General features: G+C 53.9%; 18 protein-coding genes. 9 read left to right on the top strand and 9 right to left on the bottom strand.

The window, feature by feature from the left end:
• Positions 1–115: 115 nt before the first annotated feature.
• Entirely contained in the window at positions 116–1027 is a 912-nt protein-coding gene (locus tag C8N40_RS01885; RefSeq protein ID WP_170113998.1) for an alpha/beta fold hydrolase, read from the bottom strand.
• 98 nt (positions 1028–1125) lie between these two features.
• Here C8N40_RS01885 and arfB point away from each other — a divergent pair, with 98 nt between their 5' ends.
• Together arfB and C8N40_RS01875 are read left to right on the top strand one after the other, a co-directional pair.
• Entirely contained in the window at positions 1126–1539 is a 414-nt protein-coding gene (gene arfB / locus C8N40_RS01880) for an alternative ribosome rescue aminoacyl-tRNA hydrolase ArfB (protein ID WP_108210422.1), read from the top strand.
• A gap of 79 nt (positions 1540–1618) precedes the next feature.
• Complete coding sequence (locus C8N40_RS01875) at positions 1619–2197, top strand: hypothetical protein (RefSeq protein ID WP_108210095.1); 579 nt, start codon at positions 1619–1621, stop codon at positions 2195–2197.
• Positions 2198–2262: 65 nt separating this feature from the next.
• Here the strand turns inward: C8N40_RS01875 and C8N40_RS01870 are convergent, their stop codons facing one another.
• Genes C8N40_RS01870 through C8N40_RS22545 form a run of 3 tightly spaced genes read right to left on the bottom strand, consistent with a single transcriptional unit; the run spans position 2263 to position 2864 of the window.
• Positions 2263–2442 carry a hypothetical protein gene (locus tag C8N40_RS01870; RefSeq protein ID WP_108210094.1) on the bottom strand — a complete coding sequence of 60 codons (180 nt, stop codon included), beginning with the start codon at positions 2440–2442 and terminating at the stop codon, positions 2263–2265.
• A gap of 31 nt (positions 2443–2473) precedes the next feature.
• The gene (locus C8N40_RS22550) at positions 2474–2638 is read right to left on the bottom strand and encodes a hypothetical protein (RefSeq protein ID WP_170113997.1); all 165 of its coding nucleotides are present in this window, start codon (positions 2636–2638) and stop codon (positions 2474–2476) included.
• Positions 2639–2696: 58 nt separating this feature from the next.
• Positions 2697–2864, bottom strand: coding sequence for a hypothetical protein (locus C8N40_RS22545; RefSeq protein WP_170113996.1), 168 nt, complete (start codon positions 2862–2864; stop codon positions 2697–2699).
• Positions 2865–3317: 453 nt separating this feature from the next.
• Between C8N40_RS22545 and C8N40_RS01865 the strand changes: the two genes are divergently transcribed.
• Positions 3318–4148: a cyanophycinase gene (locus C8N40_RS01865; RefSeq protein WP_108210093.1), complete on the top strand. Its 831-nt coding sequence runs from the start codon at positions 3318–3320 to the stop codon at positions 4146–4148.
• Positions 4149–4779: 631 nt separating this feature from the next.
• Here the strand turns inward: C8N40_RS01865 and C8N40_RS01860 are convergent.
• On the bottom strand, positions 4780–5673 hold the full coding sequence (locus C8N40_RS01860; protein WP_108210092.1) for an NAD(P)/FAD-dependent oxidoreductase: 894 nt from the start codon (positions 5671–5673) through the stop codon (positions 4780–4782).
• 338 nt (positions 5674–6011) lie between these two features.
• On the opposite strand from C8N40_RS01860, the gene C8N40_RS01855 reads away from it, so the two are divergent.
• Positions 6012–7241 (top strand): OmpP1/FadL family transporter, encoded by a 1230-nt coding sequence (locus tag C8N40_RS01855; RefSeq protein WP_108210091.1) that lies wholly within the window; start codon positions 6012–6014, stop codon positions 7239–7241.
• Between the two features lie 12 nt (positions 7242–7253).
• On the top strand, positions 7254–8696 hold the full coding sequence (locus C8N40_RS01850) for an SGNH/GDSL hydrolase family protein (RefSeq protein ID WP_108210090.1): 1443 nt from the start codon (positions 7254–7256) through the stop codon (positions 8694–8696).
• Positions 8697–8875: 179 nt separating this feature from the next.
• Here C8N40_RS01850 and polA read toward each other — a convergent pair whose 3' ends face one another.
• On the bottom strand, positions 8876–11722 hold the full coding sequence (gene polA / locus C8N40_RS01845; RefSeq protein ID WP_108210089.1) for a DNA polymerase I: 2847 nt from the start codon (positions 11720–11722) through the stop codon (positions 8876–8878).
• 288 nt (positions 11723–12010) lie between these two features.
• On the opposite strand from polA, the gene C8N40_RS01840 reads away from it, so the two are divergent.
• The 3 genes from C8N40_RS01840 to C8N40_RS01830 all read left to right on the top strand — a co-directional run bounded on the left by C8N40_RS01840 (position 12011) and on the right by C8N40_RS01830 (position 14348).
• The gene (locus tag C8N40_RS01840) at positions 12011–12412 is read left to right on the top strand and encodes a hypothetical protein (protein ID WP_108210088.1); all 402 of its coding nucleotides are present in this window, start codon (positions 12011–12013) and stop codon (positions 12410–12412) included.
• Between the two features lie 53 nt (positions 12413–12465).
• Positions 12466–12795 (top strand): hypothetical protein, encoded by a 330-nt coding sequence (locus tag C8N40_RS01835; protein WP_108210087.1) that lies wholly within the window; start codon positions 12466–12468, stop codon positions 12793–12795.
• Between the two features lie 182 nt (positions 12796–12977).
• Complete coding sequence (locus C8N40_RS01830) at positions 12978–14348, top strand: sigma-54-dependent transcriptional regulator (protein WP_108210086.1); 1371 nt, start codon at positions 12978–12980, stop codon at positions 14346–14348.
• Positions 14349–14352: 4 nt separating this feature from the next.
• On the opposite strand, the gene C8N40_RS01825 is transcribed toward C8N40_RS01830, so the two are convergent.
• Positions 14353–16986, bottom strand: coding sequence for an ATP-binding protein (locus C8N40_RS01825; RefSeq protein WP_108210085.1), 2634 nt, complete (start codon positions 16984–16986; stop codon positions 14353–14355).
• A 153-nt stretch (positions 16987–17139) separates the two neighbouring features.
• On the opposite strand from C8N40_RS01825, the gene C8N40_RS22380 reads away from it, so the two are divergent.
• A complete protein-coding gene (locus C8N40_RS22380; protein WP_211318025.1) occupies positions 17140–17319 on the top strand; it encodes a hypothetical protein in 180 nt (59 codons plus the stop codon).
• A gap of 849 nt (positions 17320–18168) precedes the next feature.
• On the opposite strand, the gene C8N40_RS01810 is transcribed toward C8N40_RS22380, so the two are convergent.
• Together C8N40_RS01810 and C8N40_RS01805 are read right to left on the bottom strand one after the other, a co-directional pair.
• Positions 18169–20142 (bottom strand): OmpA family protein, encoded by a 1974-nt coding sequence (locus tag C8N40_RS01810; protein WP_245904953.1) that lies wholly within the window; start codon positions 20140–20142, stop codon positions 18169–18171.
• Positions 20143–20158: 16 nt separating this feature from the next.
• The gene (locus C8N40_RS01805; RefSeq protein ID WP_245904951.1) at positions 20159–21127 is read right to left on the bottom strand and encodes a PorP/SprF family type IX secretion system membrane protein; all 969 of its coding nucleotides are present in this window, start codon (positions 21125–21127) and stop codon (positions 20159–20161) included.

Raw genomic sequence — 21127 nt, 5'->3', positions numbered from 1 at the left:
GCGTTTACCCTTTGTTGTTCAGTAAATTAACGCATAGGGCACCGGCAATGTTTACGGGCCACTAAAACAGGCGGGGCCGGCTACGTCTGTGCAACCGGCCCCGCCTGTAGGTGTGCTAATCCAGCTTCCTGGCGAATTTGCTCACGTACTTGCGAAACTGCTCCGGCTGCTCCTGGTAGGGGCAGTGGCCGGTGTCCATCACCCGGTAAGTCGCCTTCGGAAACTTAAACGTTTTGTAATGCTCTGGGCCGATGGAGTAATCATACTTGCCTGCGATAACCAGCACCGGCACCTTTATACTCGCGGTTTTGGCTGTGAAATCCTGCGCATACTCCGGGTAGTTCCATACCTTGGAGCCGAACTGCCAGTTCAAGGTGGTGTCCATCACCGCGTTCATGGCGTCGAACATGGCCTTGTCGCGGTACATCATCTTATACATCAGCCCCTTTTCGTTCAGGCGCTGCACCACGCCGCCCAGCGCCTGCCCCACCGGCTCGCCCGGCTTCCGCAGCTCCGACACCGGCACCTGCAGGAAACGCGCCCCCTCGTTCACGTAGCTCTCCAGGGAATTGTTGATGTTGAGCGTGCTGTTCACGTAGATCAGCCCCTGCACCTGCTGCGGATGCTGGTAGGCGTACTCCGTGGCCATGGTGCCGCCAAAGGAGTGCGGCATCAGCAGCCACTTGTCGTAACCCAGGTGCTGGCGCAGCTCCTCAAAGTCCTGCACCATGCGGGCCAGGGAGTAGTTATCAGTTTCGGAGCCGCCCGAGCGGCCACAGCCGCGCTGGTCCACGTAAATCATCTGCAGGTCCTGCTCCACCACGTCACCGCCCAGGGCATAAAAGTATTTGGGCCAGGAGCCGGGCCCACCGTGGATAAATAGGCAGGGCTTGCCCTCGCCGGCGATGCGCACGTATAGCTGCACACCATCGGAAGTGGTAAAGTAAAATTGTTTCTGCTGCGCCAGGGCTAGCTGCGGCAGCACACTGCCAAGTATAAACAGCAGTGCAAGCAAGATTTTTTTCATAAGTTTAGTGTGATAAAGCCGCTCCGGCAGGCAAAACTGGTAGCCTGGCAAGGGATGTAAAATTACATTTTTAGAAGGATATTTTTTACTAACAGAGGATGAATAATTTAGAGGACAGGGGGTTGGAGCGGGAGCTGCAGTTTCAGGCATCGCGGAGCGGCGGGGCCGGCGGGCAGAACGTGAACAAGGTGAGCACCAAGGTGGAGCTGCGGTTTCAGGTAGAGGGCTCCGAGCTGCTGACCGAGGAGGAGAAGGCGCTGGTGCAGGAGAAGCTGGGCAGCCGCATCAACAGCGAGGGCTACCTGCAGGTGGTGTGCCAGACCGAGCGTAGCCAGCTGCAGAACAAGGAGCTGTGCGTGCAGCGCTTTTACGAACTGCTGCGGCAGGCGCTCACCCGGCAAAAGAAGCGCAAAGCCACCAAGCCTACCCGTGCCAGCGTGCGCCGCCGCCTGGAGGGCAAAAAGAAACAGGCCGATAAAAAGGCCAACCGGAATTTTAGAAGCGACTTTTAGTACAATTTTTCACGCACTACCCTTGCTCCTGATGCGTTAGGTAAGATATTTGCAGCATCAGCGTTTTTCACCCTTGTTTATGATAAAGAGAGTACTGTTTCTGATTTGCCTTTTTTGCGGCGTTAGTGTGGCGGCCCATGCCCAGAAGTATAGAACAGCAGCCGGTGTGCGCCTGGATGGCGACCACTTTGGGGTAACCGTGCAACAGAAACTGCACGACCAGGCTACGCTGGAGGGGATTTTTCAGATTGCGGCCCGCGAGTACAGCGGCACCGTGCTCTACGAGTGGCACCGCCCCATCCTGGGCAAGCGCTTTAACTATTACATTGGCGGGGGTGGCCACGTGGGCAACCTGAAGGATAAAGGAGCGTTTGCCGGTCTGGATGCCATCCTTGGCGTAGAGTATAAGATAAACGGCCTGCCTTTCCTGCTCTCCACCGACGTAAAGCCGGCCCTGCACTTCAACCACGACGACTGGGTGCATCTTTCCACCGGCGTGTCGGTGCGCTACGTTATCGTGAAGGAGAAAAAGGAGAAAAAGAAGCTGTGGCCTTTTGGCAAGCAGCAGGAAGACGACACCAGAAAGAGGAAGAAAAATAAGCAGGAGGAGCCTCAGCAGCCTCGCATACTTGATATCTTCAAGAAGAAGGATAATTAAGCCCCTGTTTGTGGCGGCTGAAAGTATACCTGTTTATACTTTCAGCGGAGGGGCAACCAGAGACCTCAGCCTATGGTGTAAGTATAGGCTGAGGCTGGTGCAGTGTTAGCAGAAGCGAGCAGCTGCTGGCGCGCAGCCACCTCCTGCACGGAGCAGTCCGTAGTGGGCCTGGCATCCCGCAGTATGTCTTTCCCGGTTAGGTAGAGGCTCACAAGTATGGCCACAATCAGGAACAGGATTTTCATAGTTTTATACGTTAGGCTGATGGGTTAAACACTAGGCGCGGCTGGCCACTACCTCTACCACAGGCAGCAGGTTTGGCTGCGATTTATACTTGTTCAGCTCCAGTCGCTCGCTGATTTCTTTTGTTTCGCTTACAGACTGTTTGATGGTGGCGCCGATGGCCAGCAGGATTACGAAGATTAGGACTACGATTTTCATGGTTTTATTTTGTTTTAGCGTTTTGGCAATTAGTTAAGTGTTAGCGGGTTGCAGCTCTCTACTTAATAGCGGGGGCTACGATTTCTACTTCTGGCAGCAGGTTAGGGTATTTCTGGTACTCGCTCAGCTCAAGGCGTTTCTGAACTTTCTCCACTTCTTTGGCAGATTGCTTGATGGAAGCTCCCATGCCGGATAACATTGCGAAGATGACGATCACGATTTTCATAGTAGGTATTAATTGGTTTTCTGTTTCGGTTAACTTTCTGACTTAATAGATAGCGCCTTTGGTCGTATGGTTGCTTGGGCTGCTATAATTTTTTTTATTCCTGATTGGGTTATTACACTTTGTGTGCCAACATTACCAACACGCTGATTTACAGTCAATTACATTAAAATAGCCTCTATATAGCGAAAAAATATTGTCCGCCACCGAACACTTTGCTGTGCGACACCGGACAGTTTTTTCCACTGCCCTCAGCTAAATTTCTCGAAAGTATAAGAACAGAGGAAAATTTACGCGCCCGCACCTCCGTGCGGCGGCAGGCAGAAGCATATATGTCGTTTGAACACTAACTTTCTGATACCTGATAATCAAAAAGATAAACCGGGAAGACCGAAACAAATCAACCTCATCTGAATTCTTATAGTATAAGAATTCTATTTAAGTGTGAACGTGCCTATGAGTATGGTGAAAGGAACATTGATAGCATTGGGGGGCGGTGATGACGATTGCCTGATTAAGCTGATAAAGGCCGAGATTTGCAGTTTGAGCGCGCGCATTGAGGTAATTGCCAGCGCCACACCCGAGGCTTCGGAAGCCATCAGGTCCGGCAACGCTTATAAGGAGGCTTTTGAGGAACTTGGCTGCGCGAATGCCCACTTTATGTGCATAGACGAGGACAACCCAGTTGATACGCCCGCAAATCTGGAGCGCATAAGCAAGGCTGAGGTGGTCTTTTTTACCGGCGGGGATCAGGTGCGCCTGGCCAACTTCCTGAACGGCACAGAACTTCTGCGCATACTTCGCCACCGCTACCGCACCGAGAACATCATCATATCCGGTACCAGCGCCGGCGCCGCCATCATGTCCGATAGGATGATTTACGACGGCTATGGCCATTATTCCCTCATCAAAGGCGAGATGAAAACCACGAAGGGCTGCTCCTTTATCAAAAATGTGTACATAGATACCCATTTTGCCGAGCGGGGTCGCTTTGGCCGCCTGGCACACGCCGTAGCCCACGACCCGGAGTATGTGGGCATCGGGCTGAGCGAGGAAACAGGCATCGTTATAAAGGAAGGCGACCAGGTAGAGGTGTTCGGGCCGGGAGTGGTGACCATTATAGATGCCAGCGAGATACGCTTTTCCAATACCCGGGAGGTAGAGGAGAACGAGCCCATAGCCGTGGAAAACCTGAAAATGCACCTGCTGGTGCACGGGTACCGCTACTGCCTCCGCGAGCACCTTTTCCAGGCGGTGCCACAGGAGCAAAACGGGGCAATAGTGTAGAAGGCAAGAGCATAGTTATACTTTGGCTAAAAGCTAAATTATACTTTGGTACAGCCTTACAGGGTTATTCCACAACAGCATATAGCTAGAACCCCACTTGCTGGCGCGGGTTTCCCGAAATGCTTCGGGACAAGTCAACCCGTGCCTTATTTGAGGTCGGATTTGTAATCCGACTGGGCCGGAGGCCCAACGATAGCCCGTCAGGAGCGAGGACGCTCGCGCCATAAAAAGTGAGTTTACCAGCATGCCCCCCTGGATCCTCATAGGGGCCTACCATTAGGATACCAGTATAACCTACCTCCTCTACCGCGCGCTTTCAGCTCGTGGTTATCCATAGCCGCAAGCTTTCAGCTTGCGGGAGCCGCTCTTTATACTTTCGCCAGTTGAAAACTGGCCCCATAAAAGCTCCAAGTTGCAAACTTGAAGCAGCAATGGACTTGGGTCCTAATAGTAGCCTCAGAGGGGACACTCCATAACAGAGCAGGCAGCCCAGATTGGCTATACTTCTTAACCACTCCCAGCCCCCATACTTTCTAACTTTCTAACTTTCTAACTTTTTAACTCTAGGGACGCAACGTATGGCGGCTCTACCACTCTCTAACTCCCAAACTCCTAAACTCTCTAACTCCCCTCACTTCCTGTCCTCCTCCTGCAGCTCCATGTTGATAGCGACACCGGCCTTGGCGCCCTCGGCGGCGGCTACCACCACCATCTGCATGTCGCGGGCGGCGTCGCCGGCTACAAACAGGCCGGGGATGTTGGAGTGCTGCTGCCGCCGGGTCTTAATCACGCCTTTGCTGGTAAACTCGCAGCCCAACTCTTCGCCCAGCGGCGACTGCTGCTTAGTACCCAACGAGAAGAACAGAGCCTGTTGCGGGCGTTTCTCACCGTTGCCAAGTACAATATGCTGCAGCATGCCATCCTCTCCCTCCAGCCGCGTGATTTTCTCCTTCACCACCTTTACCTCGTTTCGCTCCAGCAGCTCCAGGTCAAGCTGGCGCAGGCTGTCGGTGCCGTCGGTGTAGAGGGTCACATTGTCGCTCCAGTTTTTCATGGCCAAGGCCTGCCCGACGCCTTTACGCTCAGGCCCGTAGACGGCAATGGCTTTGTCGCGGTTTTCCCAGCCGTCGCAGTAGGGGCAGTGGTGCACGCTCTTGCCATACATTTCCTCCACTCCTTCCAGCTCGGGCAGCGTGTCCTTCAGTCCGGTGGCCAGCAGTAGCTTGCGCGAGCGGTATACTTTGCCGTGCTCATCGTTTACCACAAACTCTCCTTTCGAGTAGGTGGCGCTCTCTACTTTAATATCTGCCAGCTCGATGTTATACTTTGCTAACTCGGCGCGGCCTTTCTGTATAAACTCACGCGGGTTCACGCCATCGCTTGACAAAAATCCGTTCATGCTCTGCGACCAGCGGTTGCGCGGCTCCCCGCTGTCGAACACAATGACCTTGCGGCGCGAGCGGCCCAGCAGCATGGCTGCGTTCAGTCCTGCCGGCCCTCCCCCTATTATAATTACATCGTACATGTTTTTCCTCTTCGTTCAGGAGGTTTATAACGCAGGGCAGCTAAATAAGATAGCGCCTCAGGAAGGATAATCTTATACTTTACTGCTGCACCCCGGCCTTCTATACTTTTATACTTTGCCTGTTCAGGGGAGTAAACAAAACTGCTGATGCCTGGGAAAATTTTCAGGCGCGGCACCTGAAAAACGACTCATGCAGCTAATTTAAGCGGGAAGTGGGCAGGCAATTACCACGTTTTCGACCCATATCGAAAATTATTTGAAAAAGTATTGTGAGCCGATGTAATAAGTATATATTTGTTTAGAGCAATTATCACCCTACATTAAATTAATCAGACTTTATGAAAAGCAGAATTCTAGCCTTACTCGGTGGCACGCTTCTCTCGGCATCGGCCATGGCCGGGGGCTACCAGGTAAACCTGGCCAGCCAGCGGCAAATTGGTATGGGCCATACCGGTACCGGCCTGGTTACCGGCACATCCAGTATCTTCTTTAACCCGGGTGCCATGAGCTATGTGCGCGAAAATGGCGTGACAATTGGCGCAAGTGCACTTTTCTCTAAAATTGCTTACTCAGCGCCGGAGAGCAATGAGGTTACCGCCAGAACCGACAACCCTGTGGGTACGCCTTTCCAGGTGTACGCGGTGTATAAAATCAATGATAAGCTGGCCGCCGGACTGGGTGTGTACACGCCTTTTGGCAGCACAGCCAAGTGGGGCCAGGAGTGGAGCGGCCGCTTCGGCCTGGAGGAGCTGTCGCTTTCCGCTATTTTCTTTCAGCCTACCCTGAGCTATGCTATTACCGATAAGATTGGCATCGGCGCTGGTCTTACCTATGTAAAAGGCAGCGTGAACCTGCAGCGCGGTATACCGGTGCAAGACGAGGCGGGCAACTATGGCCGTGCCGAACTTGACGGTGACGGAACGAGCCTTGGCTACAACGTGGGTATCTACTTTAAGCCATCTGAGAAGTTGTCTTTGGGTATCAACTACCGCTCCAGAGTAGACGTGGATGTGGAAGAGGGAGATGCTACTTTTACTGTAGCGCCATCACTTAAGTCACGTTTCCCGGACACTAAATTTGGTGCTTCGTTGCCGCTGCCTGCTACCTTGTCGGTAGGTATAGGCTTTATGCCAACGGAGGCCCTGACAATTGCCGTAGACGTGAACCGTGTGGAGTGGAGCGCTTATGAGAGCCTGCGCTTCGACTATAAGGACGCTGTGAACGGCAGCAACTTTACAGAGAACGCCCGTAACTACGAGGATGCCTACATCTACCGTATCGGTGCGGAGTACAAAGCTACGGACGCTCTGGCCCTGCGTGCCGGCGCCTACTACGACAGTTCTCCTGTGCAGGACGGCTACCTAACCCCCGAGACCCCGGACGCTGATGCGCGCGGCGTGTCTGTTGGCCTGGGTTACAGTGTTTCCGACAACATCAAGCTGGATGCTTCCTTCCTGTACATCAACAAGAAAGAGCGCACCGATGCTTCTGATAAATCAGGAGGTATTGGTGGTACCTATAAGGCGGTGGCCTACATCCCTGGTCTTGCTTTAACTTATAATTTCTAATTCCTGACGAATATGAAAAACCTATTTTATAAAACCGGTACATTGGCTCTTTTTGCCGGTGTGCTCCTTACCAGCTGCGACCCAGACATCGATACACCTTCATCAAGCGCAGGCACAGCTGATTTTACTTCTTACGTTGCGGTAGGTAATTCACTGAGCGCCGGTTATGCCGACAATGGCTTGACGCTTCCGGGACAGCAGGCTTCCCTTCCGGCTATTCTGGCCCGTCAGTTCCAGAAAGCAGGTGGCGGGGAATTTGAGCAGCCGCTTTTCCCAGAAGACAAGCCAAACGGCTCCGGCTACCTGAGGCTGACTGGTTTTACCCCACAGGGGCAGCCGATTACACAGCCCGTTACGACCGACCTGGCCGTGCGCGGGCAGAATGAGAAAGGCGCGCCACTTTACACCAAGTATACCGAGAACGTCAACAACCTGGCTATACCGGGCATCAAAACCGCTGATATCAAAACAGCGGGTTACGGCAGCACGCAAGGCAATGCATACTTTGAGCGCCTGACGGACAATGCTGCCCAGACCTACCTGCAGTATGTGCAGGCGCAGGCGGAGGCAGCCAACCATACTTTCTTTAGTGTATGGATAGCTGAGAACGATGTGCTGGGTTACGCTACTTCCGGTGGTGCTTTCGAAACCGATGCCAGATACAAAATCACGCCAATTGCCGACTTTGATGCTAACTTTAAGGAGTTGCTGGATGTACTGACGGCAGATAAGCAGAAAGGCGTGTTGATAACAGTGCCGGATGTTACTTCTGTGCCTTTCTTCACGACTTTAGGCCCATCTATTAAGCAGGTGCTGGCAACGAACAACATCCCGGGCATGGTGGCGATTACGGGCTCAGGCAGAGAGCGTACGCAGTTCGCGGCTACGCAGATTGGCGCTGCAGAAAACGGTATATACTTCCCGCTTACTGCTTCTTCGTACGCTCCATTGATTGGTCAGCCAACAGGCAAATACTGGAGAGACCTGGCCAAGCAGTTAAGCCCAAGCCAGGATCCGCTCGTTGTGAGGCTTACATTGGCAGGAGTGCTGGCTAACTATGGTATAGATACTACTGCGATGTTCGGCCTTTCTGCGGGCAATCCGCTGCCAAGCGCGCTAGTGCTGGATCCGGTAGAGCAGGCTAAAATCAAAACAGCCACTGAAGGATATAACCAGATTATTAAGGCACAGGCTACTGCCCGCGACCTGGCCTTTTTCGACGCCAACGCTTACTTTAAGTCTATACAAGGAGGCTTTGCCGCTAACAACGTAGCTTATTCCCCGGCCTTTATCTCCGGCAACCTGTTCTCGCTGGATGGAATTCACCCGACTCCGAGAGGCTATGCCGTTGTAGCCAACGAGGTAATTGATGCCATCAATTCCAAGTATAACGCTAACATACCAAAAGCAGACATCACCCAATACGATGCCGTGCTTTTCCCGGGCCGCCAGTAAGCTGCCTGAAAGTATAACCCAACAAAAAAGCACCTCCTCCGGGAGGTGCTTTTTTGTTTGATCTGAATCAGAATTTGCAGGCTCTAAGGATAAACAGGGTGGTTATACTTCATATATCGCTTTCTTGAATTTATACTTTTAAAATCCCACCCATCCCCAAATCCTATAAATCCTAGTCCTTAATGCGCTTCCAGCCAGTTGTCACCGATGCCCAGGCCTACTTCCATGGGCACGCTCAGCGGCAGGGCATTGGTCATCAGCTCCACAATTTTAGGCGTCACGACCTCGATTTCCTCTTTCGGGGCATCAAACAGGAGTTCGTCGTGCACCTGCAGGATCATGCGGGTCTGCAGCTTCTCCTGGCGCAGGTACTCGTGGATATTGATCATGGCAATCTTAATAATATCGGCAGCTGTGCCCTGGATAGGGGCGTTGATGGCGTTACGCTCAGCAAAGGCGCGTATGGTCTGGTTGCGCGAGTTGATGTCGCGTAGGTAGCGGCGGCGGTTCAGCTTCGTTTCAGCATACTCCAGCTCACGGGCTTTCTCGATGGTGCTGTCCATGTACTCCTTCACAGCCGGGAACTCGTGGAAGTATGCCTCAATAATATCGGCAGCCTCACGGCGCGCAATGCCCAGGCGCTCGGCCAGGCCAAAGGCCGAAATGCCGTAGATAATACCGAAGTTTACCGTCTTGGCCTTGCGGCGCATCTCACTGTCTACCTGCTCCAGCGGCACGTGAAACACCTTGCTGGCCGTGGAGGCGTGGATATCAAGCCCTTTCCGGAAGGCCTCTTTCATGGTAGGGTCCCCGCTGAAGTCAGCCATGATGCGCAGCTCGATCTGCGAGTAGTCAGCCGAGATGAGCTGGTGCTTGTTGTCGCGAGCCACGAAGGCCTTGCGTATCTCCCGGCCCCGCTCGGTGCGGATCGGAATGTTCTGCAGGTTCGGGTTGGTGGAGCTCAGGCGCCCGGTAGCCGTCACGGCCTGGTTAAAGGAAGTATGGACGCGGCCATCCAGCTCGCACACCAGTTGCGGCAGCGCATCCACGTACGTGGATTTTAGCTTGGTAAGCTGGCGGTGGTCCAGTATAAGCCGCACAATCTCGTGCTCACCGGCCATTTTCGAAAGAATTTCCTCGCCGGTAGCATGCTGTCCGGTCTTGGTTTTCTTGATCTTGCTTTTGCCGTGCAGCCCCAGCTTGTCGAACAGGATCTCGCCCAACTGCTTGGGCGAACCGATGTTGAACTGCTCCCCGGCAATTTCAAAAATGCGTTTTTCGATGTTGATGATTTCACTCTCCAGCTGGGTAGAGAAGTCTGCCAGTGCCTCCGAGTCGATACGCACGCCCTCGTTCTCCACATCGGCCAGCACTTGCACCAGCGGGTTCTCAATTTCCCGGAACAGCTTCATCAGCCCCTGCTCCTGCAGCAGCGGCTCAAAGTATAATTTCAGGCGCAGGGTAATATCGGCATCCTCGCAGGCGTAATCTGCTACCTCCTCCGGCTCCAGATCGGCCATGGTTTTCTGGTTCCTGCCTTTCGGGCCAATCAGGTCGGTGATGGGCACCGGGCTATAGTTAAGGTAGGTCTCGGCCAGCACGTCCATGTTATGGCGCATCTCGGGCTCCAGCAGGTAGTGCGCCAGCATGGTATCGAACAGCGGCCCCTGCACCTCTACCTTATACTTTTTCAGCACCAGGATGTCATACTTGATGTTCTGCCCCACCTTGGCGATGCTCGGGTTCTCCAGCACCGGCCGGAACTCGTCCAGGATACGCTGTGCCTCTTCTAGGTTATCGTGTGGCACCGGCACATAGTAAGCCTCGCCGGGGCGGTAAGAGAACGACATGCCTACCAGCCTGGCCGTGATGGGGTCGATGCCTGTGGTCTCAGTGTCCCAGGAGAATTCATCCTGCTTCAGGAGATACCGTACCAGGCTTTGGCGCAGCTCCGGCGTGTTGATGAGGTAGTAATCGTGCAAAGTGGTTTTTATACTTTGCATGGTGGCAGGAAGCGCCTCTTCGGCTACTTCTACCGCTGCGGCGGCAGGGGCATCAAACAGGGACGTCTGGTTAACGGCGGCGGCTTTTCCCTTCCGGGCGCCTTTGGCAGCGGCAGGCGCGGCCACGGCAGCCTCTCCGAGGCTCTTGCCCAGCACCCGCTGCGTCAGCTGACGGAACTCCAGCTCGGCGAACAGCTCCGCCACGCGCTCCTCGTTGGGGCCGTCGTAGTGCAGGCCTTCCTCGCTAAACTCTATCGGCACATCGCAATGTATCGTGGCCAGCTCTTTCGACATCAGGCCCTGGTCAGCGAATTTCTCTATGTTCTCTTTCTGTTTGCCCTTCAGCTGGTCAGTGTTGGCCAGCAGGTTTTCCACCGAGCCGAAGCGCTGGATGAGTGACTTGGCCGTTTTCTCGCCGATGCCTGGGATGCCCGGTATGTTGTCCACAGCGTCGCCCTGCAGGCCAAGGATATCGATAACCTGTTCCACGCGCTCTATCTCCCACTTCTCCAGCACCTTCTGCACATCCCATACTTCAATGGCGTTGCCCATAAAAGCAGGCTTGTAGAGAAAGACATGGTCTGTTACCAGCTGGCAATAGTCCTTGTCAGGCGTCATCATGTACACGTCGAAGCCTGCTTTCTCGGCTTTGCACGCCAGCGTTCCGATAATGTCGTCAGCCTCATAGCCATCCATCAGCAGCACCGGGATGTTGAAGGCTTCTACTATTTTCTTACAGTAAGGTATGGCAATGGAAATATCCTCGGGCTGGGCCTGCCGGTTGGCTTTGTAGTCTGTAAAGTTGTCGTGGCGGAACGTTTTAGCCGCCGTATCGAAGGCGACACCGATGTGGGTGGGCTTCTCCTTCTGCAGCACCTCTACCAGCGTGTTTGTAAAGCCAAGGGCGGCGCCCGTGTTCATGCCTTTGGAATTGATGCGCGGGTTCTTGCTGAAGGCAAAGTGCGCGCGGTAGATCAGCGCCAGGGCATCTAAGAGGAATAGTTTCTTTCGTGGTTCGCTCATGGGGCTAAGTTAGTCAAATTCGGGCTAAAGCTCAGTTGGCCAGCCTGCGATTTATACTTCAACGGCAGCGCATAGGTTAAGCTGGCCACTGCTGTACCCATTCTGGGGCACCTTGCAGGCAGGCCTCCCCATACTGTAGAAAATTTCAACAATAAAGCAAATATTCGGGATAAATTTTCAAAAACCATAAACCATTGAAAACAAGCCTTTTACAACCAATATCAATTTCTGGCACAGTTATCTCATAAGGGAATGGCACAACAGAACGAAAAATAAACTGACTAAACCATGAAGAAAGTAACCTTACTAGCCTTTGCCTTTGCGGCATTCGGCCTCATATCAACTGAAGCAACAGCACAATCTCAAAATACACCTTCTACGCAGCAGTCACCTCAATCAGAGCAGGCGCAGCAGCAGGGACAGCAGCAGCAAGACGCTAACAAGCAGCAAATTACACAAGAGGAGCTGCCTGAGGGCGTAAAGCAATCGCTGAAAAGTGATGCCCTGAAAGACTGGCAGGTGAGCGAAGTATACAAAGTAGCCCCGGATGCCGCCGCTGGCGCTGATGCCAAGGCTACCTACGAAGTATACTTTACCAACGCTGAGCAGAAGCAGGCTGTCGCTCGTTTTGATGAAACAGGCAAGCCGGTTGCCAGAGCTGCAGCAGCCGAAGGCACAGTTGAGCAGTAAGCCATTATATTTTAACAAACAAGTAAGTATCATCCTGAACAGAGAATAATATTATGAAAAAGATAAGCGTATTAGCACTAGCCTTTGCACTAGCCGGGTTTACTGCCCAGGCTCAAGAAACAGCCACTCAGAACACTGAGCAGACTACACAGCAGGGCCAGGAGAAGGGCAAGCAGAAAATTGCCCCTGATGAACTGCCAGATGCTGTAAAGCAGGCTATCGTTACGAACGAGGAGTATGCCAACTGGACACTGGGCGAGGTACATAAAGTACAGGCTGCCGAGGGTGGCGCTCCGGCTACTTTTGAAGTACAGTTCATTAACGGAGAGGAGCAGCCGGTAGTGGTTCGCTTCGATGAGAACGGCAAGAAAGTAGAAAGCTAAGAACCTGATAGCTTCATAAATGAAAGCCCCTGTTTCGCGACAGGGGCTTTTTCTGTTTTAAGTCCATCAAAAAAGGAGCTATATTGCCATAATAGCAGCCGGGTAGAACATAAAGCAGGCTAAAATCGTTACTTAGTAGCTTCCTGCGATCACCCGGCAGGTAGTAACACCGAAATTCCGATATGCCTAAGATACTTCTTATTGATGACGATCCAGCTTTCTGCCTGATGCTGAGAGGCTTCTTACAGCGCCAACAGTATGAGGTAGTCACCGCTTTCACCGCTAACGACGGACTGCGACAGCTAAAGGGCCAGAACTTTGACCTGATCCTGACCGACTTCCGCCTTCCCGACAAGGACGGCCTGGAACTGCTGACCCAGATACGTGTGCTAACACAGGAAGTACCCGTTATCCTGATGACCACGTATGCGGACATCCGCACCGCGGTAAGAGCCATTAAAATGGGTGCTTACGAGTATATTACCAAGCCCATCAACCCCGACGAGACACTGCTGGTTATAAAGAACGCGCTTACCAAGAAAACCGAGCCGAAGCAGGAGGAAGTAGCTGCTGCGCCGGCCGGCAGCTTTAAATTTGTGCGCGGGCAAAGCGAGCAGGCCGAGAAGATAGAGGAATTTATCACGCTGGTGGCCCCTACCAACCTTTCTGTTATCATTGAGGGGGAGAGCGGTACGGGCAAGGAGTACGTGGCCCGCATGATACACCAGCAGAGCAAGCGCCACAACAAACCTTTTATAGCGATAGATTGCGGTGCCTTATCAAAGGAACTGGCGGGCAGTGAATTGTTTGGCTATGTGAAAGGAGCCTTTACAGGTGCCCTAAAAGATAAAGAAGGCCAGTTTGAGGCGGCTGAGGGCGGCACGCTGTTTCTGGATGAGATAGGCAACCTGCCCTACGAGGTGCAGGTGAAGCTGCTGCGCGCCCTGCAGGAGCGCAAGGTGCGCAAGCTCGGCAGTACTACCGACCAGGATGTGGATGTGCGCGTGTTGGCGGCCACGAACGAGGATTTGGTGCAAGCCGTATCCAACGGGCAGTTCCGCGAAGACCTGTATCACCGCCTGAACGAATTTAAGATCAACATACCGGCACTGCGCGAGCGCGACGGGGATGTGGTGCTGTTTGCCAATCATTTCCTGCAGCAGGCCAACCATGAACTGGAGAAGCAGGTGCAAGGCTTTGACATGGCCGCCGAAGAGGCGCTGCTAAAGTATAACTGGCCGGGTAATCTGCGCGAGTTGAAAAACGTGGTGAAGCGCGCCGTGCTGCTGGCCAAATCTGACTTCGTGACATTGCGGGAACTGCCGGGTGAGATCGTGAACCATACTCCGGCACCGCAGCCGTCGGCCAGCTATACTTCCCCGGCTGACCCGATGGAAACCGATCTGAAAAGTATAAACGAGCGCAACGAGCGGGAGATGATCATGGCGATGCTGGAGCGCGTGAAGTATAACAAGTCCAAGGCCGCCCGCCTCCTCAACATTGACCGCAAGACGCTCTACAACAAGCTTAAGCTTTATAACATAGAAATCTAAGAGCTTAGCTGGCCTCCGCCATGGCATGTATACTTTGCAGTTCCTGCTGCAAGGCTTTCAGCACCTGCCGTACCTGTGGCTGCACCTCCTCCACCGCTTGCTGCAGTTTCAACTCCTCCTGATGCCCCGTATGCAGCACCTGTTCCAGCTGTGCCAGGTGCAGGGTTACGGTGTGGGCTTTCAGGTGGCGGAAGGCGGTGAGCATTTTGTGCGCCATGTTACCGGCAGCTTCCCAGTCTTTAACACTGGCTGCCTCCACTAACTGCTCCAGGTTCTGATCCTGGTCCTGCACCAGCACTTCCAGCACGGCAGCCAGGGCCTGGTGGTCATCCCCTGTAAACAGGCGCATCTCGCTCAGGTCATACAGCTCTTCCTCCGGCTTGGCTGCGGCCGCTGGCTGCTCTGGCCGAGGGGCAGCTATACTTTGCTCAGGCTCAGCCGCCAACGACTCAGACGGCAAGGCCTGTACGATCTTCTGGTGCAGCTCCTGCTCGGTGAATGGTTTCAGCACGTGACCTGTAATTGCCGTGTTGTCGAAGAAGCCGGCATCGTTGCTCAGGATATTAGCCGTGAGGGCGATGATAGGCACCTGCTTGTCGAGTTTGCGGACGTTGCGTGCCACTGTTTTACCGCTCATGCCCGGCAGCTGAATATCGGTCAGCACGATATCGAAGGAATGTTGACGCACCAGTTCCAGGGCCTCACGTCCGTCGTTGGCCAGGTGCACCTGCATGCCCCAACGGCTAAGAATCAGGTTGCAGAGCGTACGGCTGTAGGCATCATCATCCACCACCAGCGCCTTGTAGCCTTTAAAGCCACACGGTACCGGCACGGCATCGGCTGGCTCAGCCATCGCTTCCTCCTGCGATACCTGCATTGGCAATACCACGATAAAGGTAGTGCCCTCATTCGGCACGCTGCTCACGGTAAGGGTTCCTCCCTGCATATCCACCAGCTTCTTGCTGATGGACAGGCCCAGGCCAGTACCGCCATACTTGCGCAGAATCGAATCATCAGCCTGGTTAAACTCGCCGAACACGTGCTGCAAACGTTCCTGCGGTATACCGATACCCGTATCAGACACCGCTATACTGAGCGCCAGGCGGTTGCGGCGGTGGCTACGAAGCCGCACATCCACGGTAACCTGCCCCTGGTGCGTAAACTTAATGGCATTGTCTACCAGGTTGAACAGCACCTGCTTCAGGCGCAGGGCATCTGCGTTGAGGTTGTCCGGTATGGTGGCCTCTACCCGGAAGCTAAGCGAAATATCTTTGCTGGAGGCTTTTAAGGCAAATGCCTGCTCTACCTGCGTCAGCAGCTGGCGCAGGGCAAAGGGCGTGCGGTTTATCTGCAGCTTACCCGCCTCCATTTTGGATAGATCCAGCACGTCGTTCACGATGTGAAGCAGGTGCTGCCCCGCGCCGTCTATCGCCTCCAGGTGATCGGCCTGGTCGGGGCGCAGCGGCGTGTGGCGCAGCTGCTGCGTAAAGCCCAGCACCACGTTTAGCGGTGTGCGCATCTCATGGCTCATGTTGGCCACGAAAGCCTCTTTAGCACGGGCAAGTTTTACAGCCTCCTTCTGCGCCTGTATTAGCCTTGATTTATAGTTGTTGCTGCGCGTCAGGTCGCGGAGGATGATGAGGATAAAGGCAATGCCGCTGCCCAGCCCCAGCAAGCCTATGGCCAGCAGAATAGTGGATGTCTCCTGGGCTACCTCTCTGGCGGTTGCCGAGTTCAGCTGTGCCTTTTCATGCTCATGCCGCTCCAGTTCGTGCATCATCAGGCGTATCTGGTCCATTACCTGCTTGTCCTGCTGCAGCAGCGCCAGCTCCCGGTCCTGCAGTTTCCTGGCCTGCTCATCGGCCTCACGCTGCACATTGTACAGGATGCGGCGCACCTGGTTCAGCGGCGCCACCGACACATCCGTGATGGTCGTGTCGATCTCCACCTCCTGTTTTACCTGCAGCTGTGGCATGATAACTTTGGGCACCTGCACAGGCTCAGCGGCGGGCTTCTCTTTTTTAGTGAAGATTTTTCCGAAAAAGCCCCGCTTGTCCTCTTTCTCCTCTTCCTGTTGCGGCACTTCCTGTGGCTCCTCCTGCTCTATGGTAGTTAGGTTGAGGCGGTCGGAGATGGTGGTGGTGGTGTTCTTCCGGATAGTGGTGGACAGTGGCTTCTGCTCGGCGGTGGACGCTATCTGGCGCATCGCCTTGCTGGAGTACCGATGCTCCTTCTGCTGCCTCTTCAGGGCTACGTACTGGTCCAGGCTCTTGTGCTTTTGCTGCAGCAGCAGCGAGATGGAGTCTACTTGGGCAAGCTCCCTGGGACTGTCTTTCATGAGCAGCTCTAAGGTATCAATCTGGCTCTGAATGGTGTCAAGATGGCCCAGGTACGCTCGAAAGTGCTTCTCCTCGGCGGTAAGGGTAAAGGCACGGATGGCGCTTTCGGCTGTGGCGATAGTGGAGAGGGTTTTCTGCAGCTCCATCAGTTTGTCGTTTGGCTGCGAGAGCACTTCCACAGAATCTAGAAGCTTGGTAAAGCTGGTATACGTCAGGTAAATGGCGGCCGCCACGATGCTCAGCGCCAGCGTGAAGCCCACCACTACTTTAGTCTTAATGCTATCCCCGAATATCTTCATGTAGCTAAAATACAGATTTTTAAGATGCCAGCAGGTGGCTCAGGTCTTTATAACGCCATTACAACAGAAATGATTACAGAAGGGTGCCGATTCGGGGGGTTTAGTGATTTGGATTAGCTGATTGTCCCGGAGAGGAACCTCGACTTGGCTGTCTTGAAAAGCCATACTTTTATACTTCGGTTATACTTTTGTCTGAAGCAGGATTTGCAGGATGAATGGATGAACGGGAGTTTATACTTTGGCGATACTTCCATCACTCCGCTGGCCCTGCTGGCGCAAGTCTTCAGACTTGTGTCCTACTATGATGTCGAGTCTGAGCCTCGACTGGCTTGAAAAGCCATACTTATACTTTGGATATGCTTTTATACTTTGGATATACTTTTATACTTGCTGCTATACTTCCATAGCCACTGCTTCCTTCCATTTGAACCAAGCTATACTTACTAGCCGCCGTTCATCCTCCAGCCCCACTTATCTATTGTTTCACTTCCTACATGGCTCCCTCCCAGGCCGGGAGGCCTCGCCTTCGGGCATCGCGCGGTGTGCCTGAAGCTGCCTCCGCGCTGCTCCGGCTGCCGCATCCGCGGCACCGCAACATGCACAAGGCGCTCAACCCAAAGGCTGGGAACAAGCTCGATAGCCGCTGCCCTTGCCATACATCAAGTATAAACTGTCCCCTTGAGGACAAGTGAGAACGAAAGTTCGAAACTTGCGAGCAAAGCTCAATAGGGGTGTTAATCGTTAACCGATAATTCCCCTCCTCGGAGGGGTTGGGGGTGGGTTTACATGTGTAGGGACAGGTCGCGACCTGTCCGCGAGTTACCCGGAACAATGAAACTTATACCTCAGCCGAAGCAGTTACAAAGCTCCCCTCCTTAGATAAGGAGGGGCAGGGGTGGTTGGACCCGGCATCTCAAAAACTCCCTCTACCCTTATTAGAAGAAGGCTAAAATGTGTATATATACTTTGCCCTCTGTCCATCAAATAGTCTCTCATCTGAAATCTTAGACCAGCTTCCTTCTTTCGCTGAAAGAAGGAGAATGTAGCAAGTATAGCTCTGTTCTTAGGGAAGAGTAAATCCTTCCAGGCAAGTATAAACCAGCTACTAGAAAACAACAGCGCGCCCCGCAGCAACTTGGCTGCGGGGCGCGCTGTGGCTGATTTTATACTTCAATCCTGCTGCTACCTGAGGATCTTGAACTCGGTGCGGCGGTTTTCCTGGTGCATCTGCTCTGAGCAGGATACGCCATCTTTACACTTGTTAATCAGCCTAGTCTCGCCGTAACCTGTGGCCACCATTCTGTCGCGGCTGATGCCCTTGGATACCAGGTAGTCCACGGCGGCCTGTGCCCGCAACTGCGACAGCAACTGGTTGTACTCGTGTGTCTGGCGGCTGTCGGTGTGGGAGCTAAGCTCGATACGGATCAGCGGGTTAACCTGCAGCATCTGGGCCAGTTTGTCCAGCTCCTGCGCCGCCTCCGGCCTGATGTCGAACTTATCCAGATCGTAGTAGATGTTCTCGAGCACGATAGGGATGTTCGGCGTGTTGCGCACAAAAGCCAGCTCTACCTGCACCGAGTCAGTTTTGTACAAGCACTCCGGCGTAAACGTCACGGCTTGGTCCAGGTAACCGGCTTTGCTGCCCCTTATGATATACTTTTCGCCTGCCAATATCGGGAATGTGAATCGTCCTTTCTCATCCGATTTCGCTTCTACGAACTCCTCGCTGCCATCCAAATAGAGCTTCAGGCTAGCATCTGCCACGGGAGCTTTTACAGTTTTAACGGTTCCTTCCTGCGCCAGCCTTTCAAATGTAATGCCGATAAGCACGCAGGGCACCTGGTACTCCTCAAACGTCAGGATGTCGTCGAAACCGCTGTCGGAGAGGCGGCTGGAGGATAACATGCCCTTCTTGCCGGTGCTGTCCACGCGTATGCCGAAGTCGTCCTGGGAGGTGTTGAGCGGGTATCTCAGGTTTTCCACGCTTGTCCAGGCTTTGTGCGAGCCAATGGCCTTGAACAGGTCCAGGCCGCCCATACCGGAGTGTCCGTCGGAGGAGAAGTATAACTGGCCGTCCTCGCCCAGGCTCACAAAGCTTTCGCGGCCGCTGGTGTTTACTACCGGGCCTGCGTTCACCGGAGTTCCCCAGGAGCCATCTGCCTGGCGCTCGCTATAGTATACGTCCGTCTCGCCAAGCCCCCCGGGCATATCCGAAACAAAGTATAGCACCTGGCCATCTTTGGTTACGGCAGGGTGACCGATAGAGAACTCATCCGTGTTGTTATACTTGAATGCCTCTGCCTTGCCCCACTTCTTGCCGTTATACTTTGACATGTAGATGCCGTGGCGGTTGGTGTGCGTACCGTTATCGCTGCCCTTAAACCAGCTGGTCGGGTCGGAGTTATTGCCGGGTATGGATCTTTTCTTCACCACGCGCGTTCTGGTAAAGTATAGCGTCTGCTCCTTCTCCAGGTAATCGGCCGGGCCGTTGTGGTAAGAGGTGTTGATGGCTGACGGGAGCGGCTCCGGATTAGCCCAGGTACTGTCGGTCACTTTTGGGGCAAAGTACATCTGGATAAAGCCATTGCCTGTCCAGTTACTTTTCTTGTTGCTGCCGCCCAGTCTGTCGGAGGAGAAAAACAGCCCGTCCTTGGTGCGCACCGGCCCGAAGTCGGCGCTTTCGGAGTTAATGGCCTCCAGCTGCGCTATCTCATACGGCCTGGGGTAGCGCATCCATTTGATGGCCGAGTCGCAGGAGGCGACCATGCGCAAAGCCGTCTCGCGCTGCTCGGGCACCTTCTCAGCATACTCCTGGAAGAGCTGCTTGGCTTTAGAGTAGTTGGTATTACGCTTCGCCGCCTCGGCGTAGAGGTAAATGTTGGCCGGGTCTGCGTTAGGGAAGGCCACTGCCTGCGCATACCAGAACTCCGCCTCCTTGCTGTTGTTCAGGATGCGGTAGCTGTCGGCGATGCGCTGCACCACCTTCAGGGTAGGCTCTTCCTTCTCCAGCACCTTTTTGTAGGCCTCCAGAGCCAGACTGAACTCAAAGTTGTTAAAGTGTCTATCAGCTTGCTTCATGTCCTGTGCTAGCACAGGCAGGCTCCCGATGCATGCCAGCGAGATCAGCATCAGGGCTAGGGTAAAAATGCGCTTCATATAAGGGTGGTGTAAACTACAGGTTTCGAGGCGTCAGGATACGGCCATACTTCTTCTTGAGGAAGTAGTACCCTACCGACACTTCGTGAGTAGAGAAATCTTTCAGTTCGTTGAGGCTAATATCGTAAGAATATCCGATACGCAGCTTCTTAGTGGCGTAAACTTGTGCAATTAGGGCCACGGCATTTCGCTTGTCGAGCTGCTTCATTTGCTGGTCCACGAACATCGGCACAGCCGTGCGGTAGGAGGCTCCCAGCCATAAACGGTTGTAGAGCAACACAAAAGCGTTTACATCCAGCGCGGTGGGGCTCCGGAAATCCTCTTTGATGAGTATACTTGGCTTCAGGCGCACATCCTGGCTCAGGTCAAACACATAGCCGCTGGACAGGAAGTAGTGGCGGCGCGGCGTGGCAATCTGCGTTTTGCTATCCTTGAACGGAACAAGGTTGGCAGCCGAGAGGCCCACGTAGAAGCGCTCCGTGTTATAAAAGGCACCAATCTTCACGTCTGGCAGCACCTGTGACACGCGTCCCTGCGGAATTGCCTGGTCAGGCATCTCACTGCCCGGGTCGAGGCGGGTACCGTCCAGCACATACTGCGAGGCTCCCACACCAACCCCTAAGGAGAGATCGGAGTAACGGTCCAGTCTGATGCGGGTGGCCAAGGCTCCGTAGGCCGAAGTTTGGCTCTGGGCACCTATTTCGTCGTTTACCAGGTGTACGCCCCAGCCCAGGCTTTTGTGCCCGGTTGGCCCGTCTACACTCAGTGTCTGCGAGGTAGGCGCCCCCGGCAGGCCTGTCCACTGGGTGCGGTAGGTGCCGTTGATGCTCAGGATCTCCTTACTGCCCGCGTAAGCAGGATTCACCACCAGTTCGTTAAAGATATACTGGCTATACTGCGGAGCCTGCTGGGCAAAAGCCGCCGGGGCAAGCGCAATGCCTAGCAGCACGAGTAGTTTCTGTATTGCCTTCACGTTCGTTACCAT

The organism is Pontibacter mucosus, assembly GCF_003054055.1.
Taxonomy (GTDB): domain Bacteria; phylum Bacteroidota; class Bacteroidia; order Cytophagales; family Hymenobacteraceae; genus Pontibacter; species Pontibacter mucosus.
Note: the sequence above shows the minus strand (reverse complement) of the source record. Positions and strands in the feature narration are given on the sequence as shown.